At 38.4% G+C, this 19,043-nt stretch carries 25 protein-coding genes; 8 read left to right on the forward strand and 17 right to left on the reverse strand.

All coding sequences use genetic code 11. The annotated features are described in order from the left end of the window. Positions 1-60: 60 nt before the first annotated feature. Complete coding sequence (locus tag B3E92_RS00645) at positions 61-615, reverse strand: cysteine hydrolase family protein (RefSeq protein ID WP_046674600.1); 555 nt, start codon at positions 613-615, stop codon at positions 61-63. A gap of 221 nt (positions 616-836) precedes the next feature. Between B3E92_RS00645 and B3E92_RS00650 the strand changes: the two genes are divergently transcribed. After that, positions 837-1,619 (forward strand): alpha/beta fold hydrolase, encoded by a 783-nt coding sequence (locus tag B3E92_RS00650; protein WP_204991071.1) that lies wholly within the window; start codon positions 837-839, stop codon positions 1,617-1,619. A gap of 79 nt (positions 1,620-1,698) precedes the next feature. Here the strand turns inward: B3E92_RS00650 and B3E92_RS00655 are convergent, their stop codons facing one another. The 7 genes from B3E92_RS00655 to B3E92_RS00685 all read right to left on the reverse strand — a co-directional run bounded on the left by B3E92_RS00655 (position 1,699) and on the right by B3E92_RS00685 (position 7,280). Continuing rightward, on the reverse strand, positions 1,699-2,997 hold the full coding sequence (locus tag B3E92_RS00655) for a cryptochrome/photolyase family protein (RefSeq protein WP_204991070.1): 1,299 nt from the start codon (positions 2,995-2,997) through the stop codon (positions 1,699-1,701). 158 nt (positions 2,998-3,155) lie between these two features. Then, positions 3,156-4,211, reverse strand: a complete 1,056-nt coding sequence (locus B3E92_RS00660) for an NAD(P)-dependent alcohol dehydrogenase (protein WP_112376208.1) — start codon at positions 4,209-4,211, stop codon at positions 3,156-3,158. A gap of 273 nt (positions 4,212-4,484) precedes the next feature. Continuing rightward, positions 4,485-4,715 (reverse strand): hypothetical protein, encoded by a 231-nt coding sequence (locus tag B3E92_RS00665; protein ID WP_046674596.1) that lies wholly within the window; start codon positions 4,713-4,715, stop codon positions 4,485-4,487. A gap of 7 nt (positions 4,716-4,722) precedes the next feature. Continuing rightward, positions 4,723-5,025, reverse strand: coding sequence for a hypothetical protein (locus tag B3E92_RS00670; protein ID WP_286753839.1), 303 nt, complete (start codon positions 5,023-5,025; stop codon positions 4,723-4,725). A 139-nt stretch (positions 5,026-5,164) separates the two neighbouring features. Next, positions 5,165-5,752, reverse strand: a complete 588-nt coding sequence (locus B3E92_RS00675) for a TetR/AcrR family transcriptional regulator (RefSeq protein ID WP_286767099.1) — start codon at positions 5,750-5,752, stop codon at positions 5,165-5,167. 32 nt (positions 5,753-5,784) lie between these two features. Then, positions 5,785-6,351, reverse strand: a complete 567-nt coding sequence (locus B3E92_RS00680; protein ID WP_286894871.1) for a DUF6624 domain-containing protein — start codon at positions 6,349-6,351, stop codon at positions 5,785-5,787. A gap of 140 nt (positions 6,352-6,491) precedes the next feature. Continuing rightward, positions 6,492-7,280: an AraC family transcriptional regulator gene (locus B3E92_RS00685; protein ID WP_286894874.1), complete on the reverse strand. Its 789-nt coding sequence runs from the start codon at positions 7,278-7,280 to the stop codon at positions 6,492-6,494. 88 nt (positions 7,281-7,368) lie between these two features. Here B3E92_RS00685 and B3E92_RS00690 point away from each other — a divergent pair, with 88 nt between their 5' ends. The 3 genes from B3E92_RS00690 (at position 7,369) to B3E92_RS00700 (ending at position 9,796) form a co-directional block, all read left to right on the forward strand. Continuing rightward, positions 7,369-8,424, forward strand: coding sequence for an SDR family oxidoreductase (locus B3E92_RS00690; protein WP_286753834.1), 1,056 nt, complete (start codon positions 7,369-7,371; stop codon positions 8,422-8,424). 140 nt (positions 8,425-8,564) lie between these two features. After that, positions 8,565-9,248 carry a dihydrodipicolinate reductase C-terminal domain-containing protein gene (locus tag B3E92_RS00695; RefSeq protein WP_112376204.1) on the forward strand — a complete coding sequence of 228 codons (684 nt, stop codon included), beginning with the start codon at positions 8,565-8,567 and terminating at the stop codon, positions 9,246-9,248. Positions 9,249-9,295: 47 nt separating this feature from the next. Beyond that, positions 9,296-9,796, forward strand: a complete 501-nt coding sequence (locus tag B3E92_RS00700) for a hypothetical protein (RefSeq protein WP_070565406.1) — start codon at positions 9,296-9,298, stop codon at positions 9,794-9,796. 136 nt (positions 9,797-9,932) lie between these two features. Here the strand turns inward: B3E92_RS00700 and B3E92_RS00705 are convergent, their stop codons facing one another. Next, on the reverse strand, positions 9,933-11,072 hold the full coding sequence (locus B3E92_RS00705) for an acyltransferase family protein (RefSeq protein WP_286894876.1): 1,140 nt from the start codon (positions 11,070-11,072) through the stop codon (positions 9,933-9,935). 105 nt (positions 11,073-11,177) lie between these two features. Then, entirely contained in the window at positions 11,178-11,975 is a 798-nt protein-coding gene (locus tag B3E92_RS00710; protein WP_286894878.1) for a hypothetical protein, read from the reverse strand. Between the two features lie 325 nt (positions 11,976-12,300). Between B3E92_RS00710 and B3E92_RS00715 the strand changes: the two genes are divergently transcribed. Beyond that, positions 12,301-13,503, forward strand: coding sequence for a transglutaminase-like domain-containing protein (locus tag B3E92_RS00715; RefSeq protein ID WP_286894880.1), 1,203 nt, complete (start codon positions 12,301-12,303; stop codon positions 13,501-13,503). A 200-nt stretch (positions 13,504-13,703) separates the two neighbouring features. Here B3E92_RS00715 and B3E92_RS00720 read toward each other — a convergent pair whose 3' ends face one another. Then, complete coding sequence (locus tag B3E92_RS00720; RefSeq protein ID WP_115049334.1) at positions 13,704-14,150, reverse strand: GNAT family N-acetyltransferase; 447 nt, start codon at positions 14,148-14,150, stop codon at positions 13,704-13,706. 248 nt (positions 14,151-14,398) lie between these two features. On the opposite strand from B3E92_RS00720, the gene B3E92_RS00725 reads away from it, so the two are divergent. After that, the gene (locus B3E92_RS00725; protein WP_115049336.1) at positions 14,399-14,944 is read left to right on the forward strand and encodes a hypothetical protein; all 546 of its coding nucleotides are present in this window, start codon (positions 14,399-14,401) and stop codon (positions 14,942-14,944) included. A gap of 106 nt (positions 14,945-15,050) precedes the next feature. Here B3E92_RS00725 and B3E92_RS00730 read toward each other — a convergent pair whose 3' ends face one another. After that, a complete protein-coding gene (locus B3E92_RS00730) occupies positions 15,051-15,254 on the reverse strand; it encodes a hypothetical protein (protein ID WP_139144971.1) in 204 nt (67 codons plus the stop codon). A 284-nt stretch (positions 15,255-15,538) separates the two neighbouring features. Between B3E92_RS00730 and B3E92_RS00735 the strand changes: the two genes are divergently transcribed. Then, entirely contained in the window at positions 15,539-15,739 is a 201-nt protein-coding gene (locus tag B3E92_RS00735) for a YqaE/Pmp3 family membrane protein (protein ID WP_046674694.1), read from the forward strand. A gap of 43 nt (positions 15,740-15,782) precedes the next feature. Here the strand turns inward: B3E92_RS00735 and B3E92_RS00740 are convergent, their stop codons facing one another. Both B3E92_RS00740 and B3E92_RS00745 read right to left on the reverse strand, forming a co-directional pair. Continuing rightward, entirely contained in the window at positions 15,783-16,559 is a 777-nt protein-coding gene (locus tag B3E92_RS00740; RefSeq protein ID WP_286894881.1) for an alpha/beta fold hydrolase, read from the reverse strand. Positions 16,560-16,604: 45 nt separating this feature from the next. Further along, positions 16,605-17,039, reverse strand: a complete 435-nt coding sequence (locus B3E92_RS00745) for an SRPBCC domain-containing protein (protein ID WP_070565417.1) — start codon at positions 17,037-17,039, stop codon at positions 16,605-16,607. Positions 17,040-17,342: 303 nt separating this feature from the next. Between B3E92_RS00745 and B3E92_RS00750 the strand changes: the two genes are divergently transcribed. Beyond that, entirely contained in the window at positions 17,343-17,792 is a 450-nt protein-coding gene (locus B3E92_RS00750; RefSeq protein ID WP_286894882.1) for a hypothetical protein, read from the forward strand. 1 nt (position 17,793) lies between these two features. On the opposite strand, the gene B3E92_RS00755 is transcribed toward B3E92_RS00750, so the two are convergent. The 3 genes from B3E92_RS00755 to B3E92_RS00765 form a co-directional block, all read right to left on the reverse strand. Continuing rightward, positions 17,794-18,240 (reverse strand): hypothetical protein, encoded by a 447-nt coding sequence (locus B3E92_RS00755; protein ID WP_112376194.1) that lies wholly within the window; start codon positions 18,238-18,240, stop codon positions 17,794-17,796. A 91-nt stretch (positions 18,241-18,331) separates the two neighbouring features. Then, entirely contained in the window at positions 18,332-18,706 is a 375-nt protein-coding gene (locus B3E92_RS00760) for a hypothetical protein (RefSeq protein WP_286894883.1), read from the reverse strand. Between the two features lie 138 nt (positions 18,707-18,844). Further along, positions 18,845-19,042 (reverse strand): hypothetical protein, encoded by a 198-nt coding sequence (locus B3E92_RS00765; protein WP_115045789.1) that lies wholly within the window; start codon positions 19,040-19,042, stop codon positions 18,845-18,847. Position 19,043: the final 1 nt, after the last annotated feature.

Raw genomic sequence — 19,043 nt, forward strand, 5'->3', positions numbered from 1 at the left:
TGTCGCTATGGAAATCGGGCCATGCAGATCGGCCTCCCCATGGCCCGATTTCCCTATAAATCAATAGCGTGCCAAGTACGTCTCGGTATCCTGAACCTGCGCATAAAAGAACGCCAAAGCAGCAAGAAAGGCATGCTGAACATCCAGTGCAGCAACTACGGAACCATTAATCTCAAGATCTCGCGTTGCACAGGCATCAGCAATTACAGTACATGAAAAACCTAAATCGACAGCGGCGCGTACCGTAGCGTCGATACACATATGGGTCATCATGCCTACGACAACAAGTTTCTCGACCTTATTGCTGCGAAGGTAATCCAATAATTCTGTCTCTCTAAAGCTGTTAGGAAAATGTTTACGTATTACTAGCTCGTTTGGCATTGGACTCACGCTTTCATGAATTTCGGCAGCTCTTGTGCCATCAATAAAGAATGGCATTGCTTTTGGATCTGAGGAAATATGTTGGATATGAACCACAGGTAACTTTTCTCGCCTAAATTGGTCGATCACTCTTCTGGCGTTCATCCCTGCCTTTAAGGGATCCACAAGTTCCATTCCGCCATCTTCAAAATACTCGTTTTGAATATCAATGACTATTAATGCGCTATTTCTCATCTATTTTATGAATTAAGTTTAATACAAAATTAAGCTGGATTTAGCGGCGATGACCTACCAATAAATCACCAAATACTACCATTTTGATAAGAGCGATAAGACGGGATGGATAGAAAGTTATGTAATGTTTTACATAATTTCGATCAAAAAATCACCAACAAAAGCTAACTTCGCTGCATATACACGTCACATACAGGTGATAAATCGTAATAATAGATATCATGGCATTGAAAGAATTACAACACAGCAAAATATATGGCGCAGATAACGGTGGCACTCCATTAATTGTCCTACATGGGCTTTTTGGCATGGCAGACAACTGGGGATCCTTTGGTCGTAGTTTTGGCGAGAAAAGACAGGTGCATCTACTCGATCTTCGTAATCACGGACGAAGTTTCCATAGTGAAGATATGTCGGTGGAAGTTATGGTAGACGATCTGCTGTCCTATATTGCATCCATTGGAGCAGATAAAGTATTGCTATTGGGCCATTCTCTAGGCGGAAAAGTAGCGATGCAATTTGCTATTGACCATCCTGAAAAGATTGAAAAACTGATCATCGCTGATATAGCTCCGAAAGCTTATCCTCCACATCATGAGGACATATTCGACGCGCTATCTGCTGTAGATATTACAACACTAGAAAACAGGAAAGATGTACAAGTAAAGATTGAACACTACTTGAGCGATCCGGGTGTTATCCAATTTTTATTGAAAAATGTATATATCAGAGAAGATCGAAAATTAGATTGGCGCTTTAATCTGGATGTTTTAAAAAATAAATATACGGAGTTTATTACTGTCGGGGTAAAATCAGGAATATTCAACGGCCCCACATTATTTCTACCAGGAGAAAAATCAAGATACATATTACCTGAAGATAAGATTAAGATCAGGGAACAATTTCCAAATGCCGTATTTAAAACAATTCCTAATGCTGGTCACTGGGTTCAAGCTGAAAATCCACAGGTATTCGACGCATTCGTTGCCGAGTTTTTAGATTGATAAAAATGAGATACATTGAATGTCTACTCCGACTTGTTGGTCCTTAAAACCTCTCGTAAGATGTAGACATTCAATTCTATTATTTCAACGCCTTTGCGTAGGTCTTTATCGCACGATCACGGGCAATCTGATGGTCAACCATAGGCTCACAATAGGCTGGAGTACCTAATTCAGGAACCCATTGCTTTATATATTCCTGATTTTTATCGAACTTCTCAGCCTGAAGCGTCGGATTAAAAACCCTGAAATACGGGGCTGCGTCACAGCCACTGCCTGAGGCCCATTGCCAGTTACCATTATTGGCCGACAGATCATAATCATTTAATTTTTGCGCAAAGTAGGCCTCCCCCCATCTCCAGTCAATCAAAAGGTGTTTACAAAGAAAACTGGCTACGACCATTCGTACGCGATTGTGCATATAACCGGAAGTATTCAATTGGCGCATACCCGCATCTACTAAAGGATATCCGGTCTGTCCTTCACACCATTGCTGGAATTCTACCTCATCGTTCCGCCATTGTATGGCGTCGTATTGCTTTCTAAAGGATTCGGTAACAACATGCGGATAGTGATAGAGAATCTGCATAAAAAATTCACGCCAGATCAATTCAGACAACCAGGTCGCATTGTGTTTGAAAGCAAAGGTAACACACCGACGTACACTGATTGTTCCAAAACGAAGTGCTATCCCCAAATGAGTAGTGCCCATTAACGCTGGATAATCGCGGGTTTTATCATAGTGATCAATGATAGTAGCATCCAGGTGTGGTTCTTTAAAGCTAAGATCGGTCTCTAAAAAACCTAAGTTCTCCAAAGAAATGATCTGCTGATGCTTTTGCTGAACGAAGGATTCCATTGCGTAGGTATAGGAACGATGGTCATCAGGACGTAATTTCTCACGCCATTTTTTTGCATAAGGCGTATAAACCGTATATGGTGTCCCATCATTCTTTAAGATATCTACTTTATCAAAAATAACCTGATCTTTCACAGCTTTGAAGGGAATTCCCTTAGCTTGACAGAACTCAAAAATTTCTTTGTCCCGCGCAATTGCCATTGGCTCATAGTCCCGATTACAATAGACGCCCTGCACATCAAATTTTTCAACCAAGTCCCTGTAGATAGCGATAGGTTTACCATAGAACGTATTCAACGTTGCACCACTTTCCCCTAGTATAGTATTGATACGGGTTAAAGCCTGATGGATGTAATGAAGACGTCGATCCCTTTTATCCTCCAATTGCTTCAAAATTTCCTCGTCAAATATGAAAATAGGTAATACGGGATAACCCAAAGCCAGCGCGCGAGCAAGCCCGGCATTATCATCCAGCCGTAAATCACGACGAAACCAAAACACAATAATTTTATTTTTTTCCATAAAAACGACCAATATTTACCATCATTACCCATGTTAACAATTTTAAAGGGTAAAAGGTTAACTCAATAATTAGGTAAAAATACCTCTATAAACAGACTGAACCATCAAAGGTACTTGAAATTCCCCTTGATGGTTCAGCATTGAATAATTTTATTGTGCTAGTTTTTCAAACTTGCCATGTCAATAACAAACCGGTATTTAACATCACTTTTCAATAGTCTATCATAAGCATGATTGATATCCTGCATTTTAATCAGCTCTATGTCGGATATAATATTGTGTTTACCACAAAAATCAAGCATCTCCTGTGTTTCGGCTATCCCCCCGATCATCGAACCTGAAAAACTCTTTCGTGTTGGAATCAGGCTAAAAGGAGCCACAGGAAGTGGATGCTCCGGAGCACCAACAAGAGTAAGGGAACCATCTCGTTTCAATAAACTTAAATAGGCATTGATGTCATGCTGTGCCGAAACGCAATCTAAAATGAAATGTAAAGTTCCCGCATGCGCTTTCATTTGTTCTGCATCAGTTGACAAGATCACTTCATCGGCACCTAAACGTTTGGCGTCATCCACTTTAGACGCAGACGTTGTAATGACAACAACTTGTGCTCCCATTGCTTTCGCTATTTTTACCCCCATGTGTCCCAAGCCGCCGATACCTACGATACCTACTTTTTTTCCTGGTCCCACATTCCAATGCCTCAAAGGCGAATAAGTGGTAATTCCAGCACATAATAAAGGCGCTGTTGCTGCAAGATCCAAATTTTCAGGAATGTGGAGCACAAAATCCTGGTCTACTACAACGCGTTCGGAATAACCGCCGAATGTCTGTTTATTAAGGTGCTTATCGTGTCCATTGTAGGTTTGAATATTTCCATTTTCACAATATTGTTCCAGTCCTTCCTTACAACTTTCACATTCGCGACAACTATCTACCATACAGCCTACACCAGCCAAATCGCCGACTTTAAACTTGGTTACCGCTGAGCCAACTTGAGTAATTCGCCCTACAATTTCATGGCCGGGTACATTCGGATAAACGGTCCCACCCCATTCGTTTCGCGCTGTATGTAAATCCGAATGGCAAACTCCACAAAATAAGATATCAATCTCGACATCTTTCTCCGTCACTTCGCGACGTTCAATATCCATCTGTTTTAGATCGGCCGTTGGTGCACTTGTTCCAAAAGCTCTAATTGAAAATGTACTCATACTTGATAAAATTGTTGTTTTCTGTTTTAAATGACTGCATAAAATTCCTATGTACAACACAGATTCCATCCGCACGATAAAATTAACCAATGGATGGAAAAAATGTTTTGAAGGAACGATAACAAAAGTAAAAAGCAACTTTCAGAATTATGTTGCCATAAAGCTCAAGTTGCTGTTTCTTTACGGCTCACCGCATCATGCTTGAACATCTGCGATAAGCTAAGCTTTGTAAACCGCACGGGTTCGTCAGGATTTTCTACCTGTACAGACGGATTAATCAGTATCTTCTACCTGTACAAATTGCATTGCCAACCCCTGTTTCTGGCAGATGTTCAGAATAGAAAATTCCAATCGGGTACTAATCCGCAGGACAAGCAAAAATTGCTGATCATCCAACAATAAATCAATATTTTTTATCTCCGGGAAACTCTGATAGAGAAAATGATAAATCTCGCTGGCTTTCCACTTCAGCTTACGAGATAAAGAATAAACAACTTTATACATATTTAGATTATTTCAAAATTTTAACGGCAATTTGTTGTAATTGGTGGTTCAAAAAAGGCATCTGTTTCAGTTCCTCAAAATCTCGGGCTAGTCGAACCTTTTTATTTTCATTTTCCAGCGCAAGAGCGAGGCTATCCAAGCGCTCCACATCATTGTGTATCAATAAATAACAATCAATATCGGGATCCAGTACCCCCATCATTTCAGGGCGGATCGTTTCCTCTGTCTCCACCATGACCAAAACGCATCTTTCTGATGCAAAGCTATCCACCGACTTGCCTACTTTCGCATTTAACACCATAGTTGTCATCCTGTTTATTGTCTGTATAAAAAGAATCGATCAATCAAAATAGACATATTTTGTATTTTTGTCGAAACCACCTTCTAAAAAAAGAACGATATACGTCCCTATTATTTACAATAACTTTTCTCGTTATCCTGTCGAATGGCTAGCGCAGCCCTTTAACACATATACTTGTCAACCAGGAAAGCCTCGCTTCAAAATCCGGAAAACGATCAAAAAGTAAAACTTCCTGCTCAAAACAACGTGATGTTGTCACTAACATTTCCGATAAAAACAAGACATCCTTTTCCTCCAAGGCCTGAATTTCTTCTTTCCTAACGGCTAATTCAATCATTTCACGAATCAGCTTAATCTCGTCATCCAGCATGTATCGTGTTTTTGAAACCATCAAGGCTGGGTCGGATTTCATATCTTCGAATGCGAGATGAAAGCGTTTCGTAATTAAATTAATCTGACGTAGTTTTGCTTGTAAAAAACCAACTAAATTATCTTCCAGTGAAGCTTCCCTGTTATAAGTTCTACTCGCGACCTCAAACACTTGCTGACATAAGTACTCCGCAATCGCATCAAAGACATCCATCTTACTGGTAAAATAGTAATACAACGTGCTCCGCCCCTTTCCACAAGCTTTTGAAATATCCTGCATGGAAACCCTTGCAAATCCATAGGTTTCAAACACTTTCATGGATGATAAGATAATTTCCTCTTTAATATTTTCTTGTTGACCTGTCATTACTCGACAAATCTACAAAAAATGTCGAAAAATCAATTCATCCAGCCAACTTTTTTTCGCCACTCATTATAGGTGTCGTTCTCTTGATCCAGAAATGGAATTCGCTCCACATCTTCAATTTTATTCATTTCTTTAGGATTAAGGGGTAAAAGGTTCATTGTGCTCCTTAAGCTGTTTATTGCATTTTTATCTTCTACGGGATAAATACTGCCACAGCTGCTTAACTGTGTCCCATAACGTTGCGGCTTACTTATGAAAACCTGAATTCGATCGTGCAAATAAGCCAGATTTGCGAGATTGACGTCCAAGATATTATCAAGAAGCAACTGATAACAATCTTGCATAAATTGAGGTTCTCCTATCGCATGCTGAACAATCAGCCAAGCTGAATTGCTAGCTGCTTCGCCGACTTTTGAAATAGTTGGATAACCTATTTCGGCAATGATTTCACGTAATCTTTTTGCATTCCGTCGGTGAATTGTTTCCATCTCCACATGATATCCACCATGAAGCTCTCCCCTCTGCAATAACTTTTCCCGCATTGATTCGTCGTCCTGCGCTAATCGGATAATCTCTTCCGCAATATTTCTATATAACATCTCAATTTTCTAAAATTTTTAATACGTATTTTACTTCTCTAAATCCTTTCCGCCTCGGCCGGTAACCTATTACATTCATAAGCTATTTTGCTCAACTATTGCTAGATTACATTTGATTTGAATACATCGACGGAAATACACTACGTTTTATGTATAATCTTATTCAGGTGACTTACATCAGTCAGGCCAAATTCAGCGACAATTTCCTTTAAGGTAACTCTTCCTGTTGCTATTCTTTGACGTATTAATGTATTGCGGTAGTTTTGAATATATTCGCGTAAGGTAATTCCTGCCTGACGTTTAAAGTAAATACCGAGATAATCGTTGGCAATGTTAAAATGCTCCGCCATTATTTGTATCCGTAAACGATTGGGATCGTAAATATTTTTATGGATATAACAAAACATGGCCTGCAGGTCACGGCTTTTAAAACTATTGCTACGCAATTCGGGCATATTCCGCTGCAAAACATGTACAACACTGAATAATTGGAACCAAATAAGCTCCTGATTTACAATTTGATCTTTTCTTAATAAGAGAAGGGTATCAAAGATCAGTGTTATTATCGCATTATCTTCTCCAACTAACTGAAACCCCATCTGATGAGTTTCTCTACTTTTTATAAGATATTCCAGCTGTTGTATAGCGGACGTAGAACCCGAACTGTTACGACCAAGGTAGGCGTCGGTGAACTTAAGATATACAAAATGGGTGAGTTGTTCGATTTCAAAATAATGTTGGTCATCTGGCCCTAGTAGAAAGATCGACCCTGCTTTGTAAGGAAATGAATGCTCATTAACAATATGTCGCCCTGTCCCCTCACGAATAAAAATGAACTCGTAATGATTGTGATTGTGTTCCGGATGAGTCCATTCAAGTATCTTAAACCCTGAAATAAGCACCGGTTCAAACTGACGATAACGTTTCATTTCAGAAATATACCTAATTATATTGGATTTTTACATTAAAACCCACTAAGCTTCCAACTAACTTTGGCCCTATAAGTAATATAGAAAGATGAAGACTAGAAAAAACACCGCTTTAGTTGTTGGCGCCAATGGCGTTATTGGCAACAATCTCATAGACTATCTTGAAAAGATGGAGGAATGGGAAATTATAGGTTTATCACGACGAGCAAATGCCGATCGGGCTAACGTTCGTTTTATCGCTGTAGATTTATTGGATATAGCCGATTGTCTCAAAAAGCTAGGCAACATGGATACCGTAACCCATATTTACTACGTTGCTTATCAGGATAGACCGACCTGGGCTGAGCTAGTGGAGCCCAATATGAAAATGCTAAGCAATGTTTTGACCGCGGTGGAACCGGTAGCAAGTGATCTTCAGCACATCAGCTTAATGCAAGGGTATAAAGTATATGGTGCTCATCTGGGCCCTTTCAAGACACCAGCCAAAGAATCAGATGCCGGACATATGCCGCCGGAATTCAATACCAGCCAACAGCAATACCTCGAACAATTGCAAAAGGGTAAGAAATGGACTTGGTCAGCGATGCGTCCGTCAGTTGTTGGTGGAACGGCCCCCAATAATCCCATGAATCTAGCGATGCTCATTGCTGTATATGCATCTATCTCAAAAGAACTCGGTATTCCACTTCGATTTCCAGGAAAAATTGGCGCTTTTCAGACATTGATGGAAATGACCGATGCAACACTATTAGCCAAAGCAACGGTATGGGCCTCGACCAATCCACAAGCGGCCAATCAAGCCTTCAACATTAACAACGGCGATCTCTTCCGCTGGAAGGAACTATGGCCCAAATTAGCGGCCTATTTTGATATGGAAAGCGCTGATCCTATTCCGCTATCACTCAACACAATGATGGCAGATAAGGAGCCTATATGGCAAAAATTAAAAGAAAAGCATTTATTAAGCTATAGCTATGATCAAGTTTCAGCTTGGCCTTTTGGCGATTTTGTATTTTCTTGGGATTATGATTTTTTTGCCGATGGCACAAAGGCAAGGCGTCTCGGCTTTCATGAATTTATTGACACCGAACAAATGTTTTATCAGCTCTTTGACGAAATGCGTAAAAAAAGAATAATTCCATAATAGCAAAGATTAAATTTTACCGTCTATTTTTGTAACTTACCCGGCTCAAGCATAACCTTTACTTCATTGCAATTTCATCCGGTATCATTTTATCGTTTCATAGTCAAAAGGATAGCAGATGTTTTGATAAAACAAACAATATGAATACAAAAAAAGCCTTTGTAGTTGGATCAGGAAAACTGGCAAACGCGATACTGGAAGCCGATTATTCCATCCCCAATGTAGAAATTCTACCTTGGCAGCCATCCATTACAACGTCGTCGCCATCGATCATTATACATGCCGGATCGGGTCGGGAGTTGCAAGATTGTCTTGATTTTTGTGCACGTACAGATTCGTTATTCATTGAACTGTCTACAGGGCTAGAGACCGAAAAGCTCGAGACAGCGTTTCCACTTGTCATTTGCCCAAATACCTCCATACTTTTGCTAAAAACACTCCATATGCTTCAACAATTTGGTCATAATTTCAAAGACTACGAAATATCTATTATGGAGTCTCATCAGTCCTCCAAGCTTACTGAACCAGGTACAGCTTATCATATAGCCAATTCTTTACATGTCGCTCATGAACGCGTTATCTCTATTCGCGATGCAAAAACGCAAGCTTATAAAATCCATATTCCCGTTGCCTACTTAGAAAAGCATGCCTACCATCAGATTGTGATCAAAGATAAAAATGATGAAATTAAAATTGAGACCAAGGTCCTCGGACATGATTCTTATTCCAATGGTGTCAAAAAAATCCTTGAAGCATGTGTCAACAATAAATTAGCCAATAGAAGGCATACTGTGTTGGATTTGGTAGCTATGGGGCTACTTTAGTTAAACTTTCAATTTAGAAAAGAGCTTTCTACACTACGTCTAAAAATATGGGATTTGGAGTATTTATCTTTATACCGTTGCTGATAATTCTGCTGTTATGCGGGGTTATCACAAAAAGACGATTCTTCGGGTATGCAATTTTATCTCTGATCGGTGGCGCAATTATACTTTTTTCTTTGTCTCAATTTTTTCAATGGATCACGAGCCCAAAAATCCTAAAAAAAGAAGATTATTATGGTACCTACCACATAAAGCGTGACCTGTTCCCAGGAAAACAAGCTGACTGGCAATACAATAGCTACAATTTTGTCATAAAGGATAACGATTCGATTTATTTCAACGTCGTAAGTGCGGGTAAAGTATCCAAAGTTTACAAAGGCAAGATCGAAACAGTCTGTCCTTACCAATCCGCACGCTTAAAACTGTGGATGGACTTCCCCGCTCATCATATTCTTGCTTCAGATCCAACGGTATACCGAAGCCCTTTAGGCTTCTATTTGGTATTTTATTCGTCGAAATATAACAACGTTTTTTTTGAAAAAGACTGACATTGAAGCGTTATTTAACATGACAAGATATTTTCTCTATGTACAGATCACTGTCCTAGGTAACATGCATAAAAAAAACACCAAAAAATGGTGTTTTCTTATTTTATAATAAATAATAGGATTAGTTTGCTAGCATCTATTTCCCTTTTGCCTTTAGAAATCGTTTTGACAAATATTGCCGTACGGGTATATCGTATAACTTCAAACAGCCGTATGCAAGCACAATACTTCCGATCACAACAGCCGCTGCTCCAGGCAACGACTCTTCAAAACTCAGATTTTCATTCTTAACCCAAGCATAGTATAGATAGATAAAGGGATAATGTACCATATACAAAGGATAGGATATATCACCTAAAAACTTGCAAAGCCAACTTGTAATACCATTACCGCCCTTGCCAGAAGCGCCTAACACAACGAGTAAAGGGAAAACCACGACACAACATAGCGTGTCGTATAAACCATTCATCCATAGTTGCTCGGCACCACCAATGCGCGGCATAGCCAAAAGTGACACTAGGATCAAACTACAAATCCAAAATGCGCCCTTGATCTGTAAAGACTTAAATACTCTAGATAAGAATAAGCCTGCTGTAAATGAAAACAAAAGACGAAGTGAACCCGCCGTAAATTCCGTTTCTGTGAGTGAAAAACCAGCACAGATATCTCCCAAAGGTCCCAATATCGCAAAGGCCGCCAACCCTATCCCGAATAAAACAACGAGCCCAACCAATACTTTGGTTGAAAATCTACGAATAATCAATGCATACAGAATATTACCGATGTATTCGAAAAACAACGACCAGCTCGGCCCATTTAATGGAAACATCTCCCCAAGCCCTCTCACTTCTTGCCCTGGAATGGCAGGAATCAACAAGGCATTCAAAAGGGTCGCGATTGCCAGCGAAGAAAATGTCACCTTAGTCACATCCCAAACAGAACATCCCTGAAAATAAAACATGACTGCTCCAATGATCGCACCCATTACAACCATCGGATGTAAACGTATTATCCGACGCTTGATAAATTCTTTTATTGTCATTGTCTTCCAACGATCGTCATAAGCATAGCCCACGACAAAACCTGAAAGCATAAAGAAAAAGTCAACGGCCAAATAACCGTGATTAATACGCTGGTCTAAATGGCTCGTCGCAAAGGCTTCAAAAATATGGAAGCAAACAACAGTTATAGCTGCTACACCGCGTAACCCGTCAAGTACTGCATAATGTGGTTTGGTATCTGCATAAACGGAAGTCGGTATTTGAGTATCGGACATAAAAACAAAACGATTTGATTGATTTTTTTACAAGGACGTAAATATAAACAAAATCGTCCATGCAGATTTGTAACAAGTTTACCGGTGCTCCATTTTTAAAGGCTGTTAATTAACACTGGGAATATAATCCGGTAAGTAAACCTGCTCTTTTTGCATATTTTGGATGTAAATTTTAGAATAAATTTCCAAACGGATATCGGTGATGTCTGTAGTCGTCGGCTTGTCGTCTTCATCTTCTCCAAATGAAAAAATCTGTTCTTCCCTTCTATTTTTTTTATGCAAAAAATAGTAAAAGTCTTTATTTTCCCAACCTTTTATATCACTTCCAGCATCATCTTGAACCTTCAATTTTGTAAACGTCTTCTGTAGATAGTTGTAAATATTTTGAAAATCATCTTTATTTTTTGAAGTCTTCAGTGCATATAGATAAGCAAATTCACCATTTTTATCCTCTGCCACTGTCAACGCTGGAAAAGGAACTCCGTTTAATATGGCTATGGTGTCCTTATCTTCATTGTAAGAAACCGTGGTGTAACGATAACCGAAATCTCTGACCGGCTTTAATTTTCGTGTTCCCCAGACTGCAGTAGACTCGATATAAAATGGTGTTGGCAAACTCCCTTCTGAATTAAAAACAGCAAGCGTATCCTTTTTAAATATGGCGGTTTCAAAGACTTCTTTCAACTCTTTCTTATCCATACTTTTAACGTCTGCATGCAGCAACTCTTCGCTCCTTTTTATCTTGGGGCCATAAAATTTGGATGCATTAAAGGTTCTATCCAATTTTTCAAGTATCACCCTGTCTGGATCTTGCGATTGACAGGAATACAGCATACCCGATAAAAGGATCAGACAGCATACACTATAATATAGAAAATGAAACGGCTTCATCGGAATTGTCATTTAAATTATTTTTTGGGTTATGATCTTTACTTTGCCGTAAAGATCTTCAAACTAAAATAAATTTGTATTCATTTGCAAATGAAATTGTGCGGGATTAACACCTTTTGACTTTTTAGAAGTGCAGCGCAATCCAAAGTACATCATTCGTGGTCGCTTGCTATTTGGGAGTCCTTCTGCTCAAATTCAGAAACATCACTAAGTAAATTGGGCTTCCAAGCTACTAGTCAGACTATAAAACGTATCCTTGCATATAAAAATCAATTTATCTATGTTTGAAATATACAAATTGTGTTAATTTAAATAGATCAAGAACAAGCAAGCTCATATGATGTTCAAAAAGGTATTTTCTTTCGTTTTCTGCTGTTTGTCTACAGCCATTTTTTTCAACGTATCTGCACAAGATTTCAAGCTTTCCTCGTTGCCAAGTCAGTATCAAAAACCGGTCAAAAATGCACTAAAAGCTGCCGGCATGAATCGCACTGAATTAGAGAAAGTACTAGCGAAACTACCCAAAGAAATGCGTGAAGGGGCGGCTTTTCTCATAGCTTATATGCCCAAGAATGATTTAACGACTATTAAGAGTGATCATCTTATCCATAATATTGAAAAGGCTTACCAGGCAAGATCAACGTTTTCCTGGGCAAAGGAAATTCCAGATTCAATTTTTCTAAATGAGGTATTGCCCTATCGGGTATTTTCTGAAGATCTCGACGATTGGCGTGGTGACTTCTACGATCGTTTCTCAAAATATGTGACAAATAGCAAAACGATAAAAGATGCCATTGTAGCCATAAATAAGAATATCAGAGATGAAGTGAAAGTCGATTACAATACGCAACGAAAAAAAGCAGATCAAAATCCATCTGAATCGATAAGCCAAGGAATGGCTTCTTGTACCGGATTATCCATTTTATTGATCGACGCATTGCGATCAGTAGGTATACCGGCTCGGATTGCGGGAACGCCAAACTGGCATGACAACCGTGGTAACCACAGTTGGGTCGAGGTGTGGATTAATGGTAAATGGTATTTTACTGAATATTATCCGGACAAAGACCTGAATTACAGCTGGTTTTTAGCAGACGCGGGTAAAGCCGATCCGAATAGCAAGGAACATTCTATTTATGCGGCTTCCTACAAACCGGCAGCTACCTCATTCCCGGCGTGGAGTGAAACAGAAGTGTATGCCGATAATGTTTCTCAGCGCTATATTGATCTATTCAATCAGCAATATAGCCAACAATTGAAGGACAAATCTTACACCCGTCTAAACGTAACCATGTATCTCAGTAAGGATCAATGTCAACCGGAAGGAAGAACAAAATGCAATGTAGATATCTTCCAAGGAAATGATCAAATTGGCGGAGGCTCGACTGCTACTAAACTGCAGGATGCGAATGATCATTTAACATTTATCGTGAAAAAAAATCAGTCTTATACATTGAGGTACAGCAATAAAAGTGGGCCTACCGAAAAGAAAGTAACTGTAAACGATGAGCCTTTAAATGTGATATTATACTTCAATTAATGTAGATTATTATTTCGTAAATTGAAATTATGAAAAATATTTTTGACAAAACAGTGGGTGATGAAGTGATAGCACGGATTCAAAATCTTAATCCAGGCAGCAGTGCCCAATGGGGTAAAATGACTGTCGATGCCGTCTAATTAATCTCAGTTGCCAATTGGATCGCCAGGCGCTGGAGTGCACTGACGATCCAATTAAAGTTATCGCCACCAATGATAATAGTTATGCATGCCGTCGTATTCAAATCCACACCTCGGATAAAGACTATTACCGATAACATTTGTTTTCTCGGTCTCAAGCATCAGACCACAAGCTCCAGTCTCTTCACACCAAGCTTTACTTCGATCTATAAGCCGAACCGAAAGACCTTTACTCCGATGATCAGGATGCACAAATAGATCACTCAACAACCACTGCCGCTGCAATTTAGTATAATGAAACAATTTATAAAGCTGAACAAAACCAACCGCATGTTCGCCCTGAATTGCCAAAAAGATTTCTGACTCTCCGTTCAAAAATCGCTCCCTCAAAAATTCTTTGGCTTTTTCCAAATCCGATTCCTGTCTGTAGAAAATTCGATAAAGATTGAATAACGCTGCTGCTTGATCAAGATCCTCAAGACTTGCCTTTCTAATGTTATAATTCATTTCATTAAATAGTTTGATTTATAGTGCAAATGTATCCTAACTCTTTCGTATCAACCTCATCCAGATAGCAGATGTACAGTGGTCCAATCTTCGGTAGCATGGATTTCGATGCGACCAATAAACAAGTTCATAATAATTTCAAAAACAGACTTCATGCCCCTATAACTAATAGTTGTCGAATTATAAATGCTTCTGAACGAATTGTAATTCTTCGATGCAGTCAATTTATAAGGTCCCTATATTTAGATATGAAAAGGAGAAAATTAGCAGCTACAGACAGTGAAACCTTTATCAATTATTACCTACCAAATTGGCGATCCATTATCATTGGCAGTATTTTGATTTTAATGGGGATATCGACTTGTTTTATCGGTTATCATCCTCATAATTCACTTAAAGAGAATTTCAGCGCCATGGTACTTGACTTTAAAGACGTATTTCGCTTTTTAGTCTCATTATTTATGCTGTTACTCCACTTATCTTTTATTATCGGCGGCTTCCTTCTTCTAAAAAACAGCAGGAAAGTTATCCGAGCCCGGACAGATAAAAAAGGATTGTATTTTAAACGGATCGAAAAAAAGACCGGGAGTGTGTGGGCTTTGGCAGATCTGGATGCGCTGGTATTCGTGCCCTACATTCAAATCGTTAATATCCGCGTTATTGAAAGCAATTGGTTGGGTCCGAGACTTGAGCTTGAGACTTTTCAAGGTAAAGAAATCCTGACCATGTTGAACGTATTAAGCCGAAAACAAAAAGAGCAAATTTGCCAAACCGTGAAAGAATTCGGCATTTAATAAGATTTACTGGTCCTTTTTTTTAAAGAAGAAAGTTTACTAAAATCAGGACAAACTGATCCTAGTAAACTTTTAATTTGATTTACTTGTTCGTATAATTTTATAATCAATCGTTGGGTAACAACTGATCGACATATTCTCTGATCTCTTGGGGTAACATCAGATAAACCGAGGTTTTCAGATTTGCTTTACTTGGTTCCCCATCGATGAAAATATTCTTAAATCCTTCATTGAGCCATTTCCCCTCATCTTCTAGATATCCATGATATTTGCTGTTTAAATTCTCAATAATATTATTATCGTTTCCCATGTTTTCCGTCATTTATTATATGTAATCTGCATCTAAAATATTCGACAGGGAAACATCAACTTTGGTGCCACTCCTCCTTAAAATTTTTAAATTTGGCTATCCAATAGCATGTTTTAAGTTTTCTTAACATTTACATAAGCTAACAGGACAAAACCACTAAGCACTATATATCAATACATTACAATTCTAAAAAAACTACTTATTTTGCTTAAGTTGATATTATTTGCAATTTTTAGTAGTGAATACCGTAATTTTGTATTTTAATGTTTATAAACCTTTTACTTATGATACTAATAGCAGTTTTACTTCCTTGGTTATCGTTTTTTTTACGTGGTAAAATTCTAAGTGGCATTCTCTGTTTGATCCTTCAGATAACTATACTTGGTTGGATACCCGCAGCCATATGGGCGGTTGCATCGCGTGTTGACGGGAAAAATGAACAGCGCATGCGTAAATTGGAACGCAATATGCGTAATTACCGATAAATCATTAGGGCTCCGTTATTCGATAACCCGAACATCATTTAGATTACAAAAATTGTTGTACTTGTTTTAATGTAAAATCAATCAGTTCAACGTTGACATCGCCATTAAAATCAGCCATCATATAGTTGCCATGATTTGCCGGTAGAATAAGTAATCGTGCAGCAGGAATCTGCTGTTGCATAGCAGCTAAATGTGTCGTTTTCACAACATCTTGGTCTCCGCCTAGCAAAAATACGGGGCAGGCCAAACGCGTTAAGGATTCGGCGTCAAAATCCTGAAAGTGTATCATGCGCTGGCTGTCTTTTTCATACATATTTCTAAACTTCTCTGGATCTGGGTTCAGATTCATAAAATTCTCCTTCAGAAATGGCGGCATATCGTTAATAGTTGACGCTTCCATACTTTCAAAAAAACCATCCAGAAGCCCCTCTCTTTTGGTATTTCCAGATGCTGCTATCAGCTTTTCGACCTTGTCTGGATACATCGTCGCAAATTTCAAAAGGGTTGTCGCTCCATTACTAAAGCCAAAAAACGAAGCTTTTCCGATGGAAAGAAAATCTAGAACAGCCAAAATATCTTTGGCATCCTGCTCGAATGTTTCAGCTGAGGATCGATGATCGGATCTTCCATGATTTTGGAGATCTATCAAAATCAACTGATACTGATCATGCAACCTTTTTACAGTCTCCTCAAAATCCGAAAAACCGGAGGAGCCACCACCATGAATAAGAACGAGAGGTTTTCCTGTGCCAAATATTTCGTAGTAAAGTTTTATCCCGTTAGCAGGTGCATAACCGCTTTTCGATTCTATTTCACGCATAATTTATACTAAATGGTCTATATTTTTATCATTAGCAACACGCTTCTACAGCGATTTGTTTTCTATAAATTTTTTAAAACTTAACAAGACCCCATCGGTAAAAGACTGTTGCAGGTCCAAACTTGTAAACGGATCAGGGTCGAAAGTTTCGCGAATAATTGTATTGTTGTCAATCGCCTGAAATTCCACAATACACTTTCTTCCCCCACTGTTACTTTCAATAGACTCCATCCAAATAATCTCATCGTACACACCCACATAATCAAATCCTTCGCGACTATTTTTTTGTTCCATTCTAAAATTAAACATCCCTCCTTCCCTAAAATCGATACCAGCAGCCGGACAGTGCCAATCGTCAAATGGAATATTCCATTGCATAATGGCATCAGCATCATTCCAGTATTTCCAAACATCGGCTAGCTGCTTTTCAACTAAAATAACCGAAACCAATTTTTTTACAGGTTGATCTTTATGTTTCATAGGATGTTTTAAATGATAAGAATCCTTTTATCTATCTACACCGGTTTAAAATCATTCCGTTCAATGTACTGAGATAAAAGGCTACATTGAACGACATCACAATATTAATAAACTATACAGAAATTCGACTTGTCCTATGACAATATTGACCTACGCTACACATTTTTCTGCGATACTGTAGAGATACACTTTATAGCTAATTAAAGGAGGAAAATCTAACGTAGTGGGTCGATTAAAGAATAAACTGATGACTGTGGTATATTTATTGTACGAACCTCATGGAACATATAAAAACCGATTCAAATGAGAAAATTAGCATTTATAGCAATGAGTCTTGTTACTTTCACGGCCTGTAATAATACTCCCAAGAACAATGAATCCAAAGAAGCAGTTGATCAAAGCAAGGAAGAAGCAACCTCGTCGATCGGCGGCAACAAGGATGAGCACGGTTGTTTGGTCGCGGCAGGACAAACTTGGAGTGAGATCAAACAAGGATGTATCCAGGTCTTTAATGTTGGCTTACGCCTAAATCCAACGGAGAAAGAAGAAGGAAAAGCTGTCATTAGTGCCTTTGTTGTCCTTAGCGAGGACAAATCAAAGCTAGAATTATTCTTACCTGATGACAGTAAAAAAACCGTTATCTTGGATAAAGTTGAGAATGACATTTATCAGAAGGATAACTATAGATACGATGCTAAAAAATCAGCGCTTTATGTAAATAATACGATTAAATACAAAGGTGATGTCGAATAGCCTAGAAAGATTGAACTATTGGCACAATTTGCACTATATATGGCCCTGAATAATGATTCCCTATCATTTTATTCTCATTCACAGTAATATGATATTGGCCAATATCTTTAAATCTATAGGTAAACTCCTTGCCAAAAGGACCATCAGAAGAACCATCGGGCAGAAAAAGCTGACTAATTCGTACATTGGCTGTATCTATGGGAGTTTTTATTTTGATAAGAACCGAATCTGCCTGATGGACTGAAATGAAAATAGTATCTGTTTTCCCTGATACCATATTCATTTCCTTAGATCTTCCACCACCAAAAAAGGTTACGTTAGAAGGTAATTCCTGTGCCTTGTGATTAGATTCATTTGTACTGGATTGTGGTGGGCGCTGAGGAAATTGACAAGCTCCATAAATAAAAATTGCCAACACACTCATGATCAATAATCGTAATTTGCCCATAACGTTTTACTTAAAATAACAAAAGTTATTAGATTACGGTTTTAGTTACGACAACTTTTTCAGTACAAAACAAACGCTGAAATTGAATTTGTTACATCCTCCACAAACTCCATTTTGATTTGATTGCATGTGGATTTAGTTCCCGTATTTTTTGATAAAAAGCATAGAAATTCCTATTCCAGAGGGAATAGTTATGCGTAAAACTGAAAATGGACTGTCCCTTACTATCCAATTGAACGACGACTTGCCAGATATAGTGATTATTAATTTGAGTCGATGTCCTACGAAGCGCAATGATATCCACTAACCTAAAGGATCTACCTTCCCCGCCTCTTCGACCGACAGCGTAGAAATAATTTTCATCAAAAAAATAATCTTCGTCACTTAGCAGATTATCTTCTATACCAAATAAAAAGGGACGTGATGACAGTTTTCTTAATTTATCTGTCTCAAAATGATCATTCATTTCATAGCTTTTTTTAACACCGTATAAATATTTCTTAGCTACATTTTTCCTATAGACTTCTATCAACATGACAACGATCAACACACATCTGAGAACCAAAATGATGCCTTTAGAATTCATTTATTCCACAAAAAGAAATTAACTTCCACAAGTCAGATAGAACATCGGAATTCCCCCTTCATCTTTCTCGATAGCATCTAATCCTTCGAAATACCTATGGTCACCGAGTTGTTTCTGAGCGATTTGTTGTTCAAATTGATAAAGCAAATCCAAAGCTGTAAAATGTAGTGGATGTGAAGGCCACGTGAGACAACACTCAGACGGAATGATTACCATT

It is taken from the genome of Sphingobacterium sp. UBA6317 (assembly GCF_002440385.1).
GTDB lineage: Bacteria > Bacteroidota > Bacteroidia > Sphingobacteriales > Sphingobacteriaceae > Sphingobacterium > Sphingobacterium multivorum.